This is a genomic window from Marinobacter sp. V032 (genome assembly GCF_052645435.1).
In genome coordinates, this window is the sequence record NZ_JBQXYE010000005.1 from 128119 (window position 1) to 143780 (window position 15662).

13 protein-coding genes are annotated in these 15662 nt (G+C 56.5%); 3 read left to right on the forward strand and 10 right to left on the reverse strand.

Annotation, left to right across the window (positions count from 1 at the left end):
• Window positions 1-32: 32 nt before the first annotated feature.
• Window positions 33-674, forward strand: coding sequence for a TetR/AcrR family transcriptional regulator (locus ACUN9X_RS17625; RefSeq protein ID WP_445473900.1), 642 nt, complete (start codon window positions 33-35; stop codon window positions 672-674).
• A 30-nt stretch (window positions 675-704) separates the two neighbouring features.
• On the opposite strand, the gene astB is transcribed toward ACUN9X_RS17625, so the two are convergent.
• From astB to ACUN9X_RS17660, 7 genes are all read right to left on the reverse strand, one after another.
• Window positions 705-2048, reverse strand: a complete 1344-nt coding sequence (astB, locus tag ACUN9X_RS17630; RefSeq protein WP_445473901.1) for an N-succinylarginine dihydrolase — start codon at window positions 2046-2048, stop codon at window positions 705-707.
• A gap of 42 nt (window positions 2049-2090) precedes the next feature.
• Window positions 2091-3572 (reverse strand): succinylglutamate-semialdehyde dehydrogenase, encoded by a 1482-nt coding sequence (gene astD / locus ACUN9X_RS17635; RefSeq protein WP_445473902.1) that lies wholly within the window; start codon window positions 3570-3572, stop codon window positions 2091-2093.
• Between the two features lie 65 nt (window positions 3573-3637).
• Window positions 3638-4702 (reverse strand): arginine N-succinyltransferase, encoded by a 1065-nt coding sequence (astA, locus tag ACUN9X_RS17640; protein WP_445473903.1) that lies wholly within the window; start codon window positions 4700-4702, stop codon window positions 3638-3640.
• A 26-nt stretch (window positions 4703-4728) separates the two neighbouring features.
• The gene (locus tag ACUN9X_RS17645) at window positions 4729-5742 is read right to left on the reverse strand and encodes an arginine N-succinyltransferase (RefSeq protein ID WP_445473904.1); all 1014 of its coding nucleotides are present in this window, start codon (window positions 5740-5742) and stop codon (window positions 4729-4731) included.
• Between the two features lie 57 nt (window positions 5743-5799).
• Entirely contained in the window at window positions 5800-7011 is a 1212-nt protein-coding gene (locus ACUN9X_RS17650) for an aspartate aminotransferase family protein (RefSeq protein ID WP_260038102.1), read from the reverse strand.
• Window positions 7012-7167: 156 nt separating this feature from the next.
• Complete coding sequence (locus ACUN9X_RS17655; RefSeq protein WP_445473905.1) at window positions 7168-8091, reverse strand: GlxA family transcriptional regulator; 924 nt, start codon at window positions 8089-8091, stop codon at window positions 7168-7170.
• Window positions 8092-8105: 14 nt separating this feature from the next.
• Window positions 8106-9569, reverse strand: a complete 1464-nt coding sequence (locus ACUN9X_RS17660; protein WP_445473906.1) for an exonuclease domain-containing protein — start codon at window positions 9567-9569, stop codon at window positions 8106-8108.
• 160 nt (window positions 9570-9729) lie between these two features.
• Between ACUN9X_RS17660 and ACUN9X_RS17665 the strand changes: the two genes are divergently transcribed.
• Window positions 9730-10866, forward strand: coding sequence for a DcaP family trimeric outer membrane transporter (locus ACUN9X_RS17665; RefSeq protein ID WP_445473907.1), 1137 nt, complete (start codon window positions 9730-9732; stop codon window positions 10864-10866).
• A 55-nt stretch (window positions 10867-10921) separates the two neighbouring features.
• Here the strand turns inward: ACUN9X_RS17665 and ACUN9X_RS17670 are convergent, their stop codons facing one another.
• Both ACUN9X_RS17670 and ACUN9X_RS17675 read right to left on the reverse strand, forming a co-directional pair.
• The gene (locus ACUN9X_RS17670; RefSeq protein ID WP_445473908.1) at window positions 10922-12178 is read right to left on the reverse strand and encodes a permease; all 1257 of its coding nucleotides are present in this window, start codon (window positions 12176-12178) and stop codon (window positions 10922-10924) included.
• Between the two features lie 559 nt (window positions 12179-12737).
• A complete protein-coding gene (locus ACUN9X_RS17675) occupies window positions 12738-13976 on the reverse strand; it encodes an NADH:flavin oxidoreductase/NADH oxidase family protein (protein ID WP_445473909.1) in 1239 nt (412 codons plus the stop codon).
• Between the two features lie 113 nt (window positions 13977-14089).
• On the opposite strand from ACUN9X_RS17675, the gene ACUN9X_RS17680 reads away from it, so the two are divergent.
• Entirely contained in the window at window positions 14090-14380 is a 291-nt protein-coding gene (locus tag ACUN9X_RS17680; RefSeq protein WP_260038109.1) for an ArsR/SmtB family transcription factor, read from the forward strand.
• Window positions 14381-14447: 67 nt separating this feature from the next.
• Here the strand turns inward: ACUN9X_RS17680 and ACUN9X_RS17685 are convergent.
• On the reverse strand, window positions 14448-15662 hold a 1215-nt coding region (locus ACUN9X_RS17685; RefSeq protein WP_445473910.1), incomplete at its 5' end, for a 2-oxo acid dehydrogenase subunit E2.

A 15662-nucleotide genomic window follows, 5' to 3' on the forward strand; every position in this document is an offset into this window, starting at 1 on the left:
CATTGAAGCCGAACAGGCAGGGTTCAGCCGTTATGAGCGATCTCCAGAAACGACGCGAGCAGGAAAAGCAGCAGCGACACTTCGACATTCTTGATGCTGCGGAAAAAGTATTTGCTGAGAAAGGATACGATCGCACATCCATGGACGATATCGCCCGCACCGCCAATTTGAGTCGGGCATTGCTCTATGTGTACTTCAAGGACAAGGCCGCGATACAGCACGGCATTATGTTACGGGCAGGCGATGCTTTGCGTTCGCGCTTTGCCGATGCCATGGCAACCGCTGGAACGGGGCTTGAGATCATTCGTGCGATGGGCCGGTCCTATTACCATTTCTGGGAAGAAGAACCCGACTATTTCGATGCGCTTACCAAGGCGGCAACCGTCATGGAGCACGCGGCTCCCGAGCAAGCGGAACAGATGAGCTGCTGCGAAAACGAAACAATGAACCTGATGATACAGGCCATCAGGATAGGACTGGAGGACGGCAGCATGAACGCCGAGCGCATCAGCGATCCGCTTCAGACGGCCCTCTATCTGCGTGGCGCACTGCATGGTGTGGTGATGATGTGCCAACAGGAAATGGGCGAAGCCGGCCCGCTTGCCCACTACCCCCGAGAATCCCTGATCAACTATTCGATGGAAATGCTTACCCAGTCCATTAAAGCGACTTGAGAGCGGCCAGGGCCGGCTCTCATTTCAACCTCAGCGCTGGAAATCGTAAATCGACCCCAGCCCAAGAATCCCTGTCAGTTCATCCAGCGCATGACGACTTTCATCAAGCAGCATGGGATCAGCCAGATCGGCCTGACTGAGCTCATCGCGATAGTGACCTTCAACCCAGATATTCAGGCGTTCGTACAACGCATCGGTGAGAATCACACCATCGTGCATCGCCTTCAGCTCGTCGTCAGTGAGCACGACACGTAACCGCAGGCAAGCCGGGCCGCCGCCATTGCGCATCGACTGCTTCACGTCAAACACCTCTACCGCACTGATCGGGCCGCCCTGGGCCACCAACTTGTCGAGATACGCGCTGACACTGGCGATTTCGCGGCACTCTCCCGGCACCGCCAACAGCATGCTGCCATCCGGCTGGCGCAGCAGCTGGCTGTTAAACAGGTAGGATGCCACTGCATCAAGCAAGGGCACGTCATCAGAACTGACCCTCACAGGTTTCAGCTCCGTGCCGGCCAGACGCGTGCGGATATCATTGAGCGTGCGCTCTTCATCCAGAAACGCCTGATCGTGATAGAAGAGCACGTTGCCGTTGCCCACCGCGATAACATCGTTGTGAAAAACACCCGCATCAATAGCCAACGGGTTCTGCTGGGCAAACACGGCGCGCTCATCCGACAGACCATGCAGGCGCGCAATCGCACGGGATGCTTCCAGCGTCTGGCGGGCAGGGAATTTTTTCGGAGCCGGTGCCGAATCGTCAAACGCCTGTTGCCCGTAGACAAAGAGCTCGACCCCCGGCTTGCCATATTCGCCACACAGGCGTGTGTGATTAGCCGCACCTTCATCACCGAAATGACTTCCGGAAGGAAGTGCAGGATGATGCGCAAAATAGGTTTCATCAGTGAATATCGAACGCAGTGAGCGTCCTGTCACTTCATGTTCAATTGACCGGTGAAACTTCGCGCTCAGGTTGGCAGGCGTGAAATGTACCCGGTGGTCTGCCGTGTCTGCGCTGGGAGAAACGGTGGCAGCGTTAGCCGTCCACATACAAGAAGCCGAAGATGCCGCGGCCAGCAGCACCGGGTTTTCCCTGGCGACAGCCGACAGAACCTGACCGTCACTGCCGGTAAAGCCCAACTTGCGCAACGTCGGCAAATGCGGGCGTTCGTGTGGCGGCAGAATACCCTGCACAAACCCTCGATCCGCCAGCAGTTTCATCTTCTTCAAACCCTGCAGCGCAGCCTCTTTGGGGTTGGAGGTCGCGGCGACGTTGGACTTGGAGGCCACATTGCCCCAGGACAAACCCGCATAGTTATGGGTCGGTCCAACCAGACCGTCAAAGTTGGCTTCTGTGGCATGCTGGGACATAAATGACCTCTCAAAATCCGTTAGGCAATAATATAGTGGCGTTTACTTGAAGCTCAGACCCGGTGCCAGACTCTCTGGCATCGTGCTCTTGTCAGCTTCCAGTGACGCCATCGGCCAGGCGCAGTAATCCGCCGCATAATAGGCGCTGGCGCGATGGTTGCCGCTGGCGCCCACCCCACCAAACGGTGCAGCACTGCTGGCACCTGTCAGTGGGCGGTTCCAGTTGACGATACCCGCGCGCACTTCTTCGGTCAGACGCTCATACAGCGCCCGGTCATCGGTCAGGATGCCGGCCGACAAGCCGTATCGGGTGTTATTGGCAATCTCGAGTGCCTGATCGAAATCGCGGTACCGAATCACTGTCAGCAGCGGACCGAAGAACTCTTCATCCACGGCGTCCTGCACGTCGGTGACATCAACGATACCGGGCGATAGCAACGCCGTGCCTTCTTTTACCCGCGTCATTTCCAACAGCGACTTGCCGCCCTTCTCCAGCAAGCTGGCCTGAGCATTCAGCAAGGCATCAGCCGCCGCGTTGGAAACCACCGACCCCATAAACGGCTGGGGCTCGGCATCAAAGTGACCGACCTGAATCTGAGCAGCAACGTCAGCCACACGCTTGATAAAGCGATCACCGGCTTCACCTTCAGGTACCAGCAGTCGACGCGCGCAAGTGCAGCGCTGACCGGCTGACAGGAAAGCAGATTGAATGGTGTGATGCACCGCACCATCGAGATCCTCAACATCCTGAACGATCAGCGGGTTATTCCCGCCCATCTCCAGAGCGAGGATTTTTTCAGGTTGGCCGCCAAACTGCTGATGCAGCAGATGGCCCACATTGGAGCTACCTGTGAAGAACAGGCCATCAATGCCAGGATGGCTGGCCAGCGCCACGCCGGTATCCTTCTCACCCTGGACCAGGTTGATCACGCCTTCCGGCAGACCGGCCTTTTGCCACAAACGCAGCGTCAGTTCCGCCACGCCCGGAGCAATTTCGCTCGGCTTGAACACCACGGTATTGCCCGCCAGCAGTGCCGGTACGATGTGCCCGTTCGGCAGGTGGCCGGGGAAGTTATACGGGCCAAACACACCCACAACACCGTGAGGACGGTGGCGCAACACAGCATGACCCGCCGCAATATCGGACTCTGTCAGGCCGGTGCGATCATGGTAGGCCTTTTCCGAAATGGCGATCTTGCCCATCATGGCCGCAACTTCAGTGCGGGACTCCCACAGCGGTTTGCCGGTTTCTTCACCGATCATCCGCGCAAGGTCTTCCTTGTGGGCTTCTAGCTGCTTGCCGAAAGCTTCCACAATAGCCTTGCGCTCGTCGAAGGTCTTGCGGCGCCAAGCCGGGAATGCACCGCGCGCAGCCCGTATTGCAGCATCAACGTCGGCGGCATTGGCGCTTTTGCCTTCCCACACGACGTCACCGGTGACCGGCTGGATGGATTCGACAAGCGGACCATGGCCGTCCAGCCACTGGCCGTCGATAAAGAGTTCTCCAGTCAGGTTCATGCTCATTTCCAGCTCCTCGATTCAGGTAAATACCGGGCTCGCCCTGAACTGCGCCCCCCGGCAGAAATTAGTTACGACCGGGCAGGCTTGCGCGTGCCGGCAGCGTCTTTTAGCGGAGATAGTCGCACCAGATCCCCGGATGAGACCTGCAGCGCTTCGGCCACTTCAGCCGGTATGCTGACGGTATCGGGCTTGATGCAGCTGGCCGGGATTGTCGTCACCCGGAAATCGCGGAACGAGCGATTGGAAATCATCACACGCTCTTCCGGCGGGACGTCCATATTCACCGGCTGACGGCTCACCAGCACATGCCGCTTGAAGCTTTCGCGGACGGCTCGGATGTTGTGAATAAACGCTTCCACTACCGGCCCGGCATCAAAGATGTCCACCAGACCATTGAAGTTGAAGCCTTCCGCCTGCAGCATTTTCAGCGCCGGGCGGGTATTTTCGTGAACCTGACCCACGACTTCGCGGGCCGACTCCGGCAACAGCGGCAGATAAATCGGATACTTCGGCATCAACTCGGCAATAAACGACTTGTTGCCCATGCCTGACAGAAAATCAGCCTCGCTGAAATCCATATCAAAAAACCGCCGACCCAGCGCATCCCACAGCGGGCTGCGCCCTTCGCTGTCAGATTCGCCGCGCATTTCGGCGAAGACTTTTTCCGAGAACAATTGCCTGAAATCCGCCATGAAGAGAAAGCGGGCGCGGGACAACAACAGCCCATTGCCGCCCTGGCGGTGAGTGTCCGCCAACAACAGCGAGCAGATTTCACTGGTGTCGGTCATATCGTTGGTCAGGTGGAGCGTCGGCGTTTTAACGTGCACGCCCAGTTCCCGCGATGCGTTTACGGTGGTGCTCAACCGGTAGTTGTACCAGACCTCATCCAGCCCGACCCGGGCTTCGATACCGCTGACACCGACACATTTTTTCTGGACGCTGTCTTCCAGTGCAAACATATAGAAGCCGGCTTCAGGCTCGCATTTTTCCTGAAAGGTCGCCTCGGAACGGGCAATCTTGCGGCTCAGCAGATCACGGTTCGGCGGCAGGGAGGTGAGCCCTTTGCCCGCCTTTTCCGTCATGCCGTGTAGATCATCAAGATCGCCCTGACTGAGGGGTCGAATCAACAACATAAGTTCACCTCTTCATTCAAAGCGATTTAAAGCGCGACCAGAACCAGGTCATCACCTTCGACAACCTGCAGCGCATCCGCTACTTCGTTATTGACGCGCACAACGTCACCCAGCCCATCGCTGACGTTGGTAAGCGCGCAGCGGAAACCTTCGCTGTCACCATTCGCAACGATATAGCGCAAACCGCGGCTACCCTCACCCCGGCGCACGGTTTTGTAACGGCGACTGGTGATGGTGTTAAGGGCATCCGTTGTGGCTTCCAGTACCGGCCCGCCATCAAAGATGTCGATGTGTTTGCCCGTGCGGAAACCTTCCCGCTCAAGCAACTGGCAAGTACGCGCAGCCGCGTCGTGAGGTTCGCCAATGGCGCTCTGCGCCGCCTCTGACAGCAAGGTGACGTAAATAGGATGCGGTGGCATCAGTTCAGCGATAAAGGTTTTGCTTTTGACGCCGGAGTAGTAATCCGCTGTCGCAAAATCCATATGGAAGAAATGACGCCCCAGGCTATCCCAGAATGGCGCATTACCTTCTTCCGTTTGCATGCCCTGAATCTCCACCACCAGCATGTCCGAGAACTGCTCCCGATGCCGGTCTATAAACAGCAGCCGGGCACGGGACAGTAGTTCGAACGCTTCGGTTTTACGCAGCGATGCATCGATGGTGAACGAGCATAAAAGCGTTTTGCCGGTCAGTTCGTGGGTCGGGTAAAGCACCGCTGCCGTTTTGGATACATCCAGCTCGTGGGAAGCATGGATCAGCTCGTCCCGCCGGTAGTTGTAAAACGGCTGGCCATTGCCGGCCCGGGCGTCAATCCCTGCAGTACCGTGGATAGTACCGGTGTCAGAATCTTCCAGTACGAACAGAAAACGCTGACGATCGGCCAGTGACGGGTCGCCTGCCAGTGAGCGGATCGAGTGATCGATCTTCTCACTGAGCTTGTCCCGGGACTGAGGCAAGGTGGATACCCGGGCACCATGGCCCGTCGCCAGTTTTTCAATACCGGCGAGATCTTCGTGACGTGCGGGACGAACGATCCACATGATTCACTTGCTCCTGTTGCAGATGAAAGAGTCGCTGATAGAACAGTCAGGCCGGTGTTAACCGGCTACCTTGCTGACAGCGCGCTCGAAGCGCACCAGCGCTTCATCAATATCTGCTTCGGGAATAATCAGTGACGGTGCCAGACGCACCACGTTCAGGCCGGCAACCAGCACCATAACGCCTTCATCAAGACCGGCGTTAAGGAAGTCTTTTGCCTTGCCCTTCCAGGCTTCGGTCAACACGCCGCCGAGCAACAGGCCCGAGCCGCGTACTTCTTCGAAAATACCGTATTTTTTGCCGATCGCTTCCATACCCGCCCGCAGACGGTCCGAGCGTGCGGTCACACCCTTGAGCACATCTGGCTGGCTGACAATATCGATAACACGCTGAGCCACTGCACAGGCCAGCGGGTTGCCACCATAGGTGCTGCCGTGAGTGCCAACACCCAGGCTCTCGGCAATTTTGGCAGTCGTCAGCATCGCGCCAATCGGGAAGCCGCCGCCGAGCGATTTGGCGGTCGACAGGATGTCAGGGGTCACGCCATACATTTCGTAAGCATAGAGGTGACCTGTCCGACCGACACCGGTCTGGACTTCATCAAATACCAGCAGCGCATCGTGCTTGTCACACAGTGCCCGCAGACCTTCCATGAATTCCTGCGTGGCTGGCAGAATCCCGCCCTCGCCTTGAATAGGCTCAACCACGATCGCGCAGGTTTTATCCGAAATCACAGCTTCAACACTGGCCAGATCGTTGAAATCTGCATGATGGATACCACCCGGCGCCGGCTCAAAACCTTCCAGGTATTTGGGCTGGCCACCGACACTGACAGTGAACAGGGTACGACCGTGGAAACTGTTGCGGAACGAGATGATTTCGTTCTTTTCCGGGCCGGTATGCTGCCAGGCGTAGCGACGAGCCAGTTTGAAAGCAGCTTCGTTGGCTTCACCGCCAGAATTGGCGAAAAACACACGCTCAGCAAAGGTCAGATCACACAGGGTTTTCGCCAACTGGATCGCCGGCTCGTTGGTCATGACATTCGACAGGTGCCACAACTTTTCGGCCTGCGATGTCAGGGCGCCAAGCAGTCCAGGGTGCGCATGCCCCAGAGACGTGACCGCGATGCCGCCCGCCAGATCCACAAATTCGCGTCCGTCCTGATCCCACACGCGCGAGCCTTTGCCGCGAACAGGGATTATTTTGCCCGGTGCATAGTTAGGCACCATCACATCATCAAACATCGCACGGGAAATAGCGGGTGTGGTCATAGCATCCTCATTGTTTAGTTGGGGAACCTGAGCAAATCGGGTTTTTCCAAAATTAAACACGAGTCTAGAGGTCTGCCCGACAAGTCGCTTTCAGGAATGCGACCCGGGCATTACAGGATTGCGACTTGCCGTTACGTCAACCACGGAAGCCTGTCATCAGGCTTCCCGATCTTCCGAAGGGGTTAGCCCGAAGGCATTGCGGTAGGTTGTACTGAAGTGGGCACCGGAGGAAAAACCACAAGCGAGCGCGATTTCGGTGAGGCTGAGGCTGTTGGCACGCACCAGTTCGCGCGCCCGATCCAGACGGATTCGCAGATAATAACGCGAGGGGACCGTATCGAGATAACGCCGGAACAGTCGCTCCAGCTGACGCCGGGATAACCCGACATGGCCCGCAATATCATCCCCACTGAGCGGCTCTTCGATGTTGGCGAGCATCAGATCGACGGCCCCGGCAAGCGCAGGCTGTTCCCGCCGGGTATCCTGATCCAGCTCGGTGCCGGGCGCCAGCTCCGGTTCGCCTACACGCTCCCGAACGAACCACTGCGCCAGCGCTTCGGCCACATCACGCCCCAACTCCCGGCCGATGGTCCAGATCATCAGATCCTGCGCCGCTGTGGCGCCCCGACAGGTCAGCCGATTTCGATCCACGCAAAACACATCATCACTGTGACGGATTGCAGGATACTGCGACTGCAACACTGAAGCAGGAAGACCATGAAGCGTTGCCCTGAAACCGTCCAGCAATCCGGCTTCGGCCAGCGCCAGCGACCCGCTGGCCAGACCACCGATCACACTGGCCCGGGCACTGATCACCTGAAGATGTTCCACAATTCCCGCCGGTAAAGAGCGTCCCGGCGCGTGCCCGCCGACAACCAGCAACCAGTCTGGGTTCATTTCGCTGTCGAGCGGCTGAACGCCCGCAGAAAGCCCCGAACTGAAAATACCACTGCCAGCATGCCGGATATCGAAACAACGTTCGCCCAGCAACCGGTTGCAAGCCAGTAGCGGCTCCACTGCAGCCGCATAGGTGAGTGCCGAGGCATCCGGCAATAGCAGCACGCCGACTGTCCGAGTCAAACCGGGGTTCCTTATCAGGTGAATGAGTGCGGCATCAGAATATCCGGTGCGCTGGGCGTCGGCAGTTCAATGACGCGCCAGCGATGTTTTTCCGGGCCTGTGAGTGCCTTGACGACCAGTTTATAGGAATCCAGATCAAAGGCGACACTTTGACCGCGTAGCGATAATTCCGCCAGTTCGGATTCATCATGCAGCGTCGCCACATGCACCCAGTTGTAGATCACCAGAATATCGATTTTCTGACGCACCGAATTGTGTTCGATCAATGCAACCGGCCCCGCCCAGGGCCAGGTTTTCAGGCGAAGATTGTGAAACGCGATCTGCATTCGGAGGTTGTAGCGCACCACATCCTCCCGGCCCTCACACGCGCCTTTGCAGCGCCCCAATGTGCGCTGAAAGCATGGCCCCTCACGGACAGGCTCAAGCCCCAGCATCTGGTTACAAAGATCATTTTTAGCAGCGATACCCTTGAGCGCGCGTTCCGCCTCTGACTTGTTGCGAAACAGACCGAAATAATCGCCGAGCCGGTGCGGCTCAAGCTCTCGTACCAGCTGCGCCTGCAAGTAGCCGGACGCGTTCTCGGCCAGCTGGATGCTGACAAGCTTTTTGGCTGGCCGGGAGCGCCGGTTGTAGAGCGGCGCCAGGGTTTTGATCTGCTTCAGTTCCAGCAACAACGCGCCCAACTCCCCTGCCGTTTCGGTCCATTCGACGCGCTGCAGACTCTGGGAAATTTTCATCGCCTTGTGACTGCCATGATCCCCTGAAAAATGGGAGGCAACCCGCTGCAGAATATTGGTGCTTTTACCCACGTACAACAACACGTCGTTCTCGCCATAGAAGCGATAAACACCCGCACATTCGGGGAGTGTTGACAGGATATCCGGCGACAGATTCGGTGGCACACTGGCGTGCTTCAGCAGCTTTCTGGCCGCTTCTTCAACAGCGCTGCCGCCCTTCTCCGCGATCACATGCTCGAAGAAGGCGAGCATCGCCGATACATCACCCATTGCCCGGTGCCGCTCGACTGCGGGTAATTGGTGACGGGCGATCAACGCGTCCATATTGTGGCGGCGATGTTCAGGGTACAACCGCCGTGACAATTTGACGGTACACAACACTTTCGCCGTAAACAGGCGCCCCAGCCGCCGGAACTCGGCTTTGATGAAGCCGTAATCAAACCGGGCGTTATGCGCAACAAAGATCGCGCCATCAAGCTGTTCCAGCAGGGCGTCGGCAATCTCCGAAAACCGCGGAGCATCGGCCACCATTGCATTGTTAATGCCGGTGAGCTGCTCGATAAAGGGCGAAATTCGCTGCTCCGGATTGAGTAATGTCTGCCACTCCCCCACCTTTTCGCCATCGCGCCAGAAGCGAATGCCGATCTCGGTAATCCGGTCGTGAATGGCGTTTCCCCCGGTTGTTTCAAGATCGATAAATGCCAGGGTTTCTGACCCCAGAAAACCGGTCATTTCAGCCATACATCTGCTCCCTAACAAGACGCCTCCAGATCGTTATTAATACCACGCCGCAGGCCCTTTAGACCTTCGTATTATGAGCCCGCAAAATGATTGATTTGTCATTAAACCGTAACTACTTTGTTAGGGTTCGATAAAACAATAACGCACGGAGAACATGGCAATGAATCGCACTAAAATAACAATCGCCGTTCAGGCAGCAACATCCGCAATGATTATGGGACTTGCAAGTCAGGCAGGTGCATTCGAAGTAACCGCCGAGAATGTGAAAGCCGAAGTATACGGCTATGCTCGCATGAACGCCGTTTACGACATTGATGAAGATATCGGTGTTTCTACCCAGTCAGGCTCATTTTCAGCGGTCAACACAGGCGCAGCAGAAGACAATGAAATCAGCGGACACTTCGACGCCGACGCTGTACAGAGCCGGATCGGTTTGCGGACCACTGTTTCCGAAGATCTGAAGATGGTGATTGAAGGCGACTTCCGCGGCAACGGCGGTGGCGACCTTCGTCTGCGTCACGCCTATGGCGAATACAAAGGCGTCCTGCTGGGTCAGACCTGGTCGAACTACAACAGCTTCGTGGGCAACACCTCCGTGCTGGACTTCGACGCACTGGCCGGTAACGCTGGCCTGCAGGGCCGGGTAACTCAGGCACGTTACACCATGGGGGCCATGTCCTTCTCGGCGGAAGACTCAAATACCAGCATCCTTGATTCAACCGACAGCAAAGAAAGCCTGCCAACCTTGACTGCAAGATTTGAAAGCGCCGCTGGCCCACTTTCATACTCCGCCGCAGCACTGGTTCACCAAATCTCTTACGACACAGGCTCCGATAGCGACGACGCCGTCGGTTACGCCGTGTTTGGTGCAGCCAAGTTTGCTATTACCCCGGGCATCAGCATTCAAGGCGCCCTAAACTACTCAGACGGCGCCAACTATTACCTGTATCGTTCAGGTGAAAACTTCGGCGCAGCCGACGCTTACCTTGATGGTTCAGGCAGCCTTCAAACCATCAGCGGTTACGGCGGCACCATCGGTATGGGCTTCGATGTCGGCACTGGTTCGATCAATGCCGGTTACGGTATGGTCACCAACGACTGGGATGATGCTGAGGACGACGGCGCTGCAGTGGGCGATCAACACGAAACCAACAGCAACGTCATGCTCAACTACCAGTTTAGCCCGGTCAAGAACGTGATGATGGGCGTTGAATACGGCTACTTCATGGTTGATGAAGTCGACGGCGACGACGGCGATGCAAGTCGCATCCTGTTCGCAGGTCAGTACAACTTCTAACAGCCTCTGATAGTGGTAACCAGAAAAGCCCCGGTTCTGCCGGGGCTTTTTACGTTCACCCTCCGGTAAGCAGTGTTACCAGAAGCCCGCCTGCCAGCCATATCAGCGCGACGACCACCAATGTACTCAGCACCTTGTCTGTCAGTGAAGCGCTTCCGCCACCGTGGTCATGATCGTGGTGCTCATGATGATCGTGCCCTGCCGCTGCCTGCTGTGCCTGCCGCCAGAACCACACCAACACAGCTGAAAACACAATGAAAACGGCGTTCAGAACAAGTTGATAGTTCACTTTGAAAAATGATCGGTCACCCGGCGCCTGCGCATGACTGGCATCCGGCAACATATCCAGAACCACCAGAGCGTAGTGCATGAGCAGCGACACGCTGACGATGCCTACCAGCATCAGCGCCAGAATATACAGCGCCATTTTCCAGCCGTAATAGGAGGCGTTGATCCGCAATACCGGCAGCACCACCAGGTCAGAAAAAATAAACGCCATAACACCGGCAAACGACACGCCCTGACCAAACAAGACCGCCGCCAGCGGGATATTTCCCATAGAACCAATAAAGGTGAAAAAGGCCGCAACCGGGCCAACAAGCGTTTGTGCCAGCACCGCCAGAAAACCAGGATTGGCAGCGCTATCGCCCCCGGACCCAATAAACAGCGCCTGGAAGAAGCTGTCCGGCACCATCGCCGAAATAATACCGGCGACCGTAAAGCCAATCAGCACATCCTTCCAGACCATTTGCCACTCCATGACATAGGTCTGACCGATTTTCTGCCATCCCTCGCGGCTGGAAACTTTTTCTTTCCAGCTTTTGTCTTCACCGTCGTTATCGTCCTGGGCTTCGCCGAGCCGTTCCCTCGCAAGTTTCTCAAGTCGGCGCGGACGCGTAATGCGGATCAGCAGCCATGCCACCAGGATCAGCAGAATGCCGCCAACATACTCGCCCACAACGAACTGCCAGCCCAAGAAGATGGCGATCACCATACCCAGTTCGATCACGAGGTTCGTGGACGCCAGCATAAAGGCAAGCGAGGGCGCCAGACCCGCCCCTTTCTGGAAAAGTGCGCGGGTAGTGGACAGGGCCGCAAAACTACACGAGCTGGAAATAAAACCAAAAAAGGTACCCAAAGCGATACTGCGAGGCCCGTCCGTGCCCATTGTTTTTTGCATGCGCTGTTTGGTGACCAACACCTGAATCAGGCTGCTGACGACATAACCCAGAATAAAAGCCCACAAGGCCATCCAGAAAAAGCCAAGACTGGTCACCGCGGCTTCGTGCCACAGACTGGCAAACTCATCCATCCTTTACCCTCCTTGTTCAATAATCGTCAAAAACGCTGCCCGACCAGGGGCCTGGAAACGACATCACCAACAACAGGATAGCGTCACACGTATTACTGAATTCAAACTGAATACTTGCCTCGGACGTTATTCAGAATGGATGACAGGAAGCACGGGTTCAAGAATGGCCCTGCTGCAAACAGGCGTGTGGTCGTTTTCAGGGCAAGGTGCGGTGGATGGCCCCGAGAAGAGTGCATTCTAATCTTTTCCAGATCGACGACTGAAAAACGACGATTCAAAACCCTGTTGATTTAGATAGCATTTCAGGAAATATGCGAGGACTGGCACGGGCTATGCTCACGTAGTTCAGCGAGGGTAAACCGCTCGTCAAATTTGCAATGTGAGGTTTCACGTCATGGAAAAAGTTGAGAATCAAAACGTTTTGTTTGAACTGACCCATCCATTTGAAGCTGTCGTTATTGCCGACCTGCATGACTACTTTGACTGGATGTACTTCGCCAACTAGAGCCAGGCGGGGCCCACTACCAATGGGCCCCGCTTGCGATCACCAGGCAGGCCCTTATTCCCCTGCCCGCAGTTTGTTTCGCACACCACGGCTGGCCATAACGCCAATCACCTCGACCAGCGATAACATGCCTCTATCGTGCGTGCGGGGCGCTTTGCCCTTTCCCATGCGCTCCAACTGCCGGGTGTACCAACTGACCTCCATCAGGGCCAGATCATCAATCATCTTGATACCGGTCTTGATTGGCCGCACGACACTGTTAAACGACTCACCGGCAAGAATGCGCTTTGGGCAATCAGGTTCAACCGCCAGCGGCCGGGCAATGCCTACCAAGTCCGTTGCTCCGCTTGCCACAGCATCAGCCATGCCGTCGCTCGTGCGGAAACCGCCTGTAACCATCAGGGGGACATTGACCCTGTGCCGCACTTTTTCGGCGAAAGCGAGAAAGTAGGCTTCACGGGCAACCGTGCTGGCTTTTGCGCCTTTGGCCATCGCCGGATTCTCATAGTTTCCGCCGGAAATCTCCACCATATCAATGCCAAGGTTGGTGAGCGTCTCGATGACATCCAGTGACTCTTCCTCTGTAAATCCGCCGCGCTGGAAATCCGCTGAGTTCAGTTTGATCCCCACGCTGAACCCGTCCGACGTGACGCCACGAATCGCCTTGTAGACCTCCACCACAAACCGCATTCTTTTGGCTGGCGTTCCACCCCAGTCATCATCCCGCTGATTATGGTGGGGCGAGAGAAACTGACTGACCAGATACCCGTGTGCACCATGGATCTGCACACCGGTAAAGCCTGCCTTTTCGGCAATTGCGGCACTTCGCGCAAAACGCTGAATAATGTCTTCAATTTCGTCACCGGTCAGTGCGCGCGGCGTGGCGAACATTCCCTGCATTTCTTTCTTGAACGGCACGGCGCTGGGCGATACCGGTGCCTTGTTCAGAATCTTCGGGCTTTGCTTGCCCGGATGGTTGAGCTGCATCCACAGGCCATTTCCCTGACGCGTGCCGGCTGCTGCCCACGCTTTTAACTGTGCGAGATCGCGCTCGTCGTCCAACACGACGTTTTTGGGTTCGCCGATATGGCGGCGGTCGATCATGACGTTGCCGGTAATCAGCAGCCCTGACCCGCCATCAGCCCAGGTACCGTAAAGCCGTGCCAATTCGGGTGTGGCACGGTTGTTCATGGTGCCCATGGTTTCGCTCATGGCGGACTTGGCAAAGCGATTCGGCAGGGACTCGCCGCTCCTGAGAGTAAACGGCTGATCCAACGTAGCAGTCTGTGTCATGAAAACTCCGGCAACTCGGTTCAATTCGATAAACGTCAAACTATTCCACGTTTCGATACTTGTCAAACTATAATACACTGTGATTTTAGGCCAGTTTCAGGACACACGCCGCAATGCCAAACAAAGACAAGGATCGACTGAGCAAAGCCTTCAAGGCGCTTTCGAACCCTAACCGGTTGCGCATCTACCAACAGATCAAAGACAAGCGCGTTAGCGAAATAACCGACAGCGGCTGCGGGTTTGTAGACTTTGTGAATTCATTAAAGGTAGGCGCCCCGACCATTTCCCATCACATCAAGGAACTGGCAAACGCGGGGTTGATACGGGTGGAGCGACAGGGGAAATTCGTCACCTGTCATCTTGAAGACGACATGCTCAACGAACTGAAGCAGTTTCTCGACTAAGAAGAGACTGGAATAAAGTGGAATAGCGATTTGCGCCGGCCATCACACGAGGCCGGCGCAAATGCCGTCAGAGCAACAAGCGGCGAATATCACCCATCAGCTCTGCCAACAGCGTGGTAAAACGCGCGGCATCCGCACCGTTCACCGCCCGGTGATCGTAGGACAACGACAGCGGGCACAACAGCCGTGGCTGGAATGCTTCACCGTCCCACACCGGTTTCATTGCCGCTTTCGAGACGCCCAGAATGGCCACCTCCGGCGAGTTCACGATGGGCGTGAAGGCCGTGCCGCCAATGCCACCAAGACTGGTGATCGAGAAGCAGCCTCCCTGCATTTCCGAAGGCTTGAGCTTCTTGTCGCGAGCTTTACCTGCCAGCTCCTGAGCCTCGGCCGCCAGCTCCCACAGGCCTTTTTTGTCCACGTCGCGGATTACCGGCACCATCAAACCCGCAGGCGTATCCACAGCAATCCCGATATGAATGTACTGCTTGCGCACGATTTCCTTGCGCTCCATATCAAGTGCCACATTGAACTGCGGCAGTGCCGTCAGCGCATGAGCGCAGGCCTTGAGGATAAACGGCAGCGGTGTCATTTTGACGGCCCGCTTCTCACCTTCAGCCTTGAGACCTTTGCGGAAAGCTTCAAGATCGGTGAAATCAACATCTTCATGCTGAGTCACGTGGGGCACATTCAGCCAACTGCGCTGCATGTTGTTGGCTGTCGCGACCTGCATGCGCGTCATGGCGTCACGTTGAATGTCACCAAACTGACTGAAGTCCGGCAACTTGATGCCCGGGATACCCGAGCCACCGGCCACTGCGCCGCCACCCTGTGTTTTCTGCAGCTGGGCCTTTACGTAACCTTCAACGTCGTCCTTGATAATCCGGCTCTTGGGCCCGCTGCCCTTCACCCGGTTGAGGTCCGCACCCAGCTCCCTGGCCAGTTTGCGTACAGCCGGGCCCGCATGCACCTTGGCACCCGGCTGAGGCACATCCGGCACATCATCTTTGCCAGATGCAGAGCCTTTATCCGAAGCGCCGGCGCTCTGCTTGCGGGGCGATTCATCAGCCGATTCAGCGTCCTTGGCCTCTGCATCGTCTGTATCATCCTCCTCATCGCCGGCATCATTCCCAACCTGCATTTCCAGCAAATCATTCCCTTCGGACAACTTGTCACCTTCGCTGACCAATACTTTGGTGATCTTGCCAGCATGGGGAGACGGGATTTCGAACGTGGCTTTGTCTGATTCCACCGTTACCAGCGGATCATCCACTTCGACCTC

Coding starts and splice junctions, on each gene's coding strand:
- ACUN9X_RS17625 (WP_445473900.1), top strand. CDS start 33: ATGAGCGATCTCCAGAAACGACGCGAGCAGGAAAAGCAGCAGCGACAC.
- astB (WP_445473901.1), bottom strand. CDS start 2,048: ATGTCCCAGCATGCCACAGAAGCCAACTTTGACGGTCTGGTTGGACCG.
- astD (WP_445473902.1), bottom strand. CDS start 3,572: ATGAGCATGAACCTGACTGGAGAACTCTTTATCGACGGCCAGTGGCTG.
- astA (WP_445473903.1), bottom strand. CDS start 4,702: ATGTTGTTGATTCGACCCCTCAGTCAGGGCGATCTTGATGATCTACAC.
- ACUN9X_RS17645 (WP_445473904.1), bottom strand. CDS start 5,742: ATGTGGATCGTTCGTCCCGCACGTCACGAAGATCTCGCCGGTATTGAA.
- ACUN9X_RS17650 (WP_260038102.1), bottom strand. CDS start 7,011: ATGACCACACCCGCTATTTCCCGTGCGATGTTTGATGATGTGATGGTG.
- ACUN9X_RS17660 (WP_445473906.1), bottom strand. CDS start 9,569: ATGGCTGAAATGACCGGTTTTCTGGGGTCAGAAACCCTGGCATTTATC.
- ACUN9X_RS17665 (WP_445473907.1), top strand. CDS start 9,730: ATGAATCGCACTAAAATAACAATCGCCGTTCAGGCAGCAACATCCGCA.
- ACUN9X_RS17670 (WP_445473908.1), bottom strand. CDS start 12,178: ATGGATGAGTTTGCCAGTCTGTGGCACGAAGCCGCGGTGACCAGTCTT.
- ACUN9X_RS17675 (WP_445473909.1), bottom strand. CDS start 13,976: ATGACACAGACTGCTACGTTGGATCAGCCGTTTACTCTCAGGAGCGGC.
- ACUN9X_RS17680 (WP_260038109.1), top strand. CDS start 14,090: ATGCCAAACAAAGACAAGGATCGACTGAGCAAAGCCTTCAAGGCGCTT.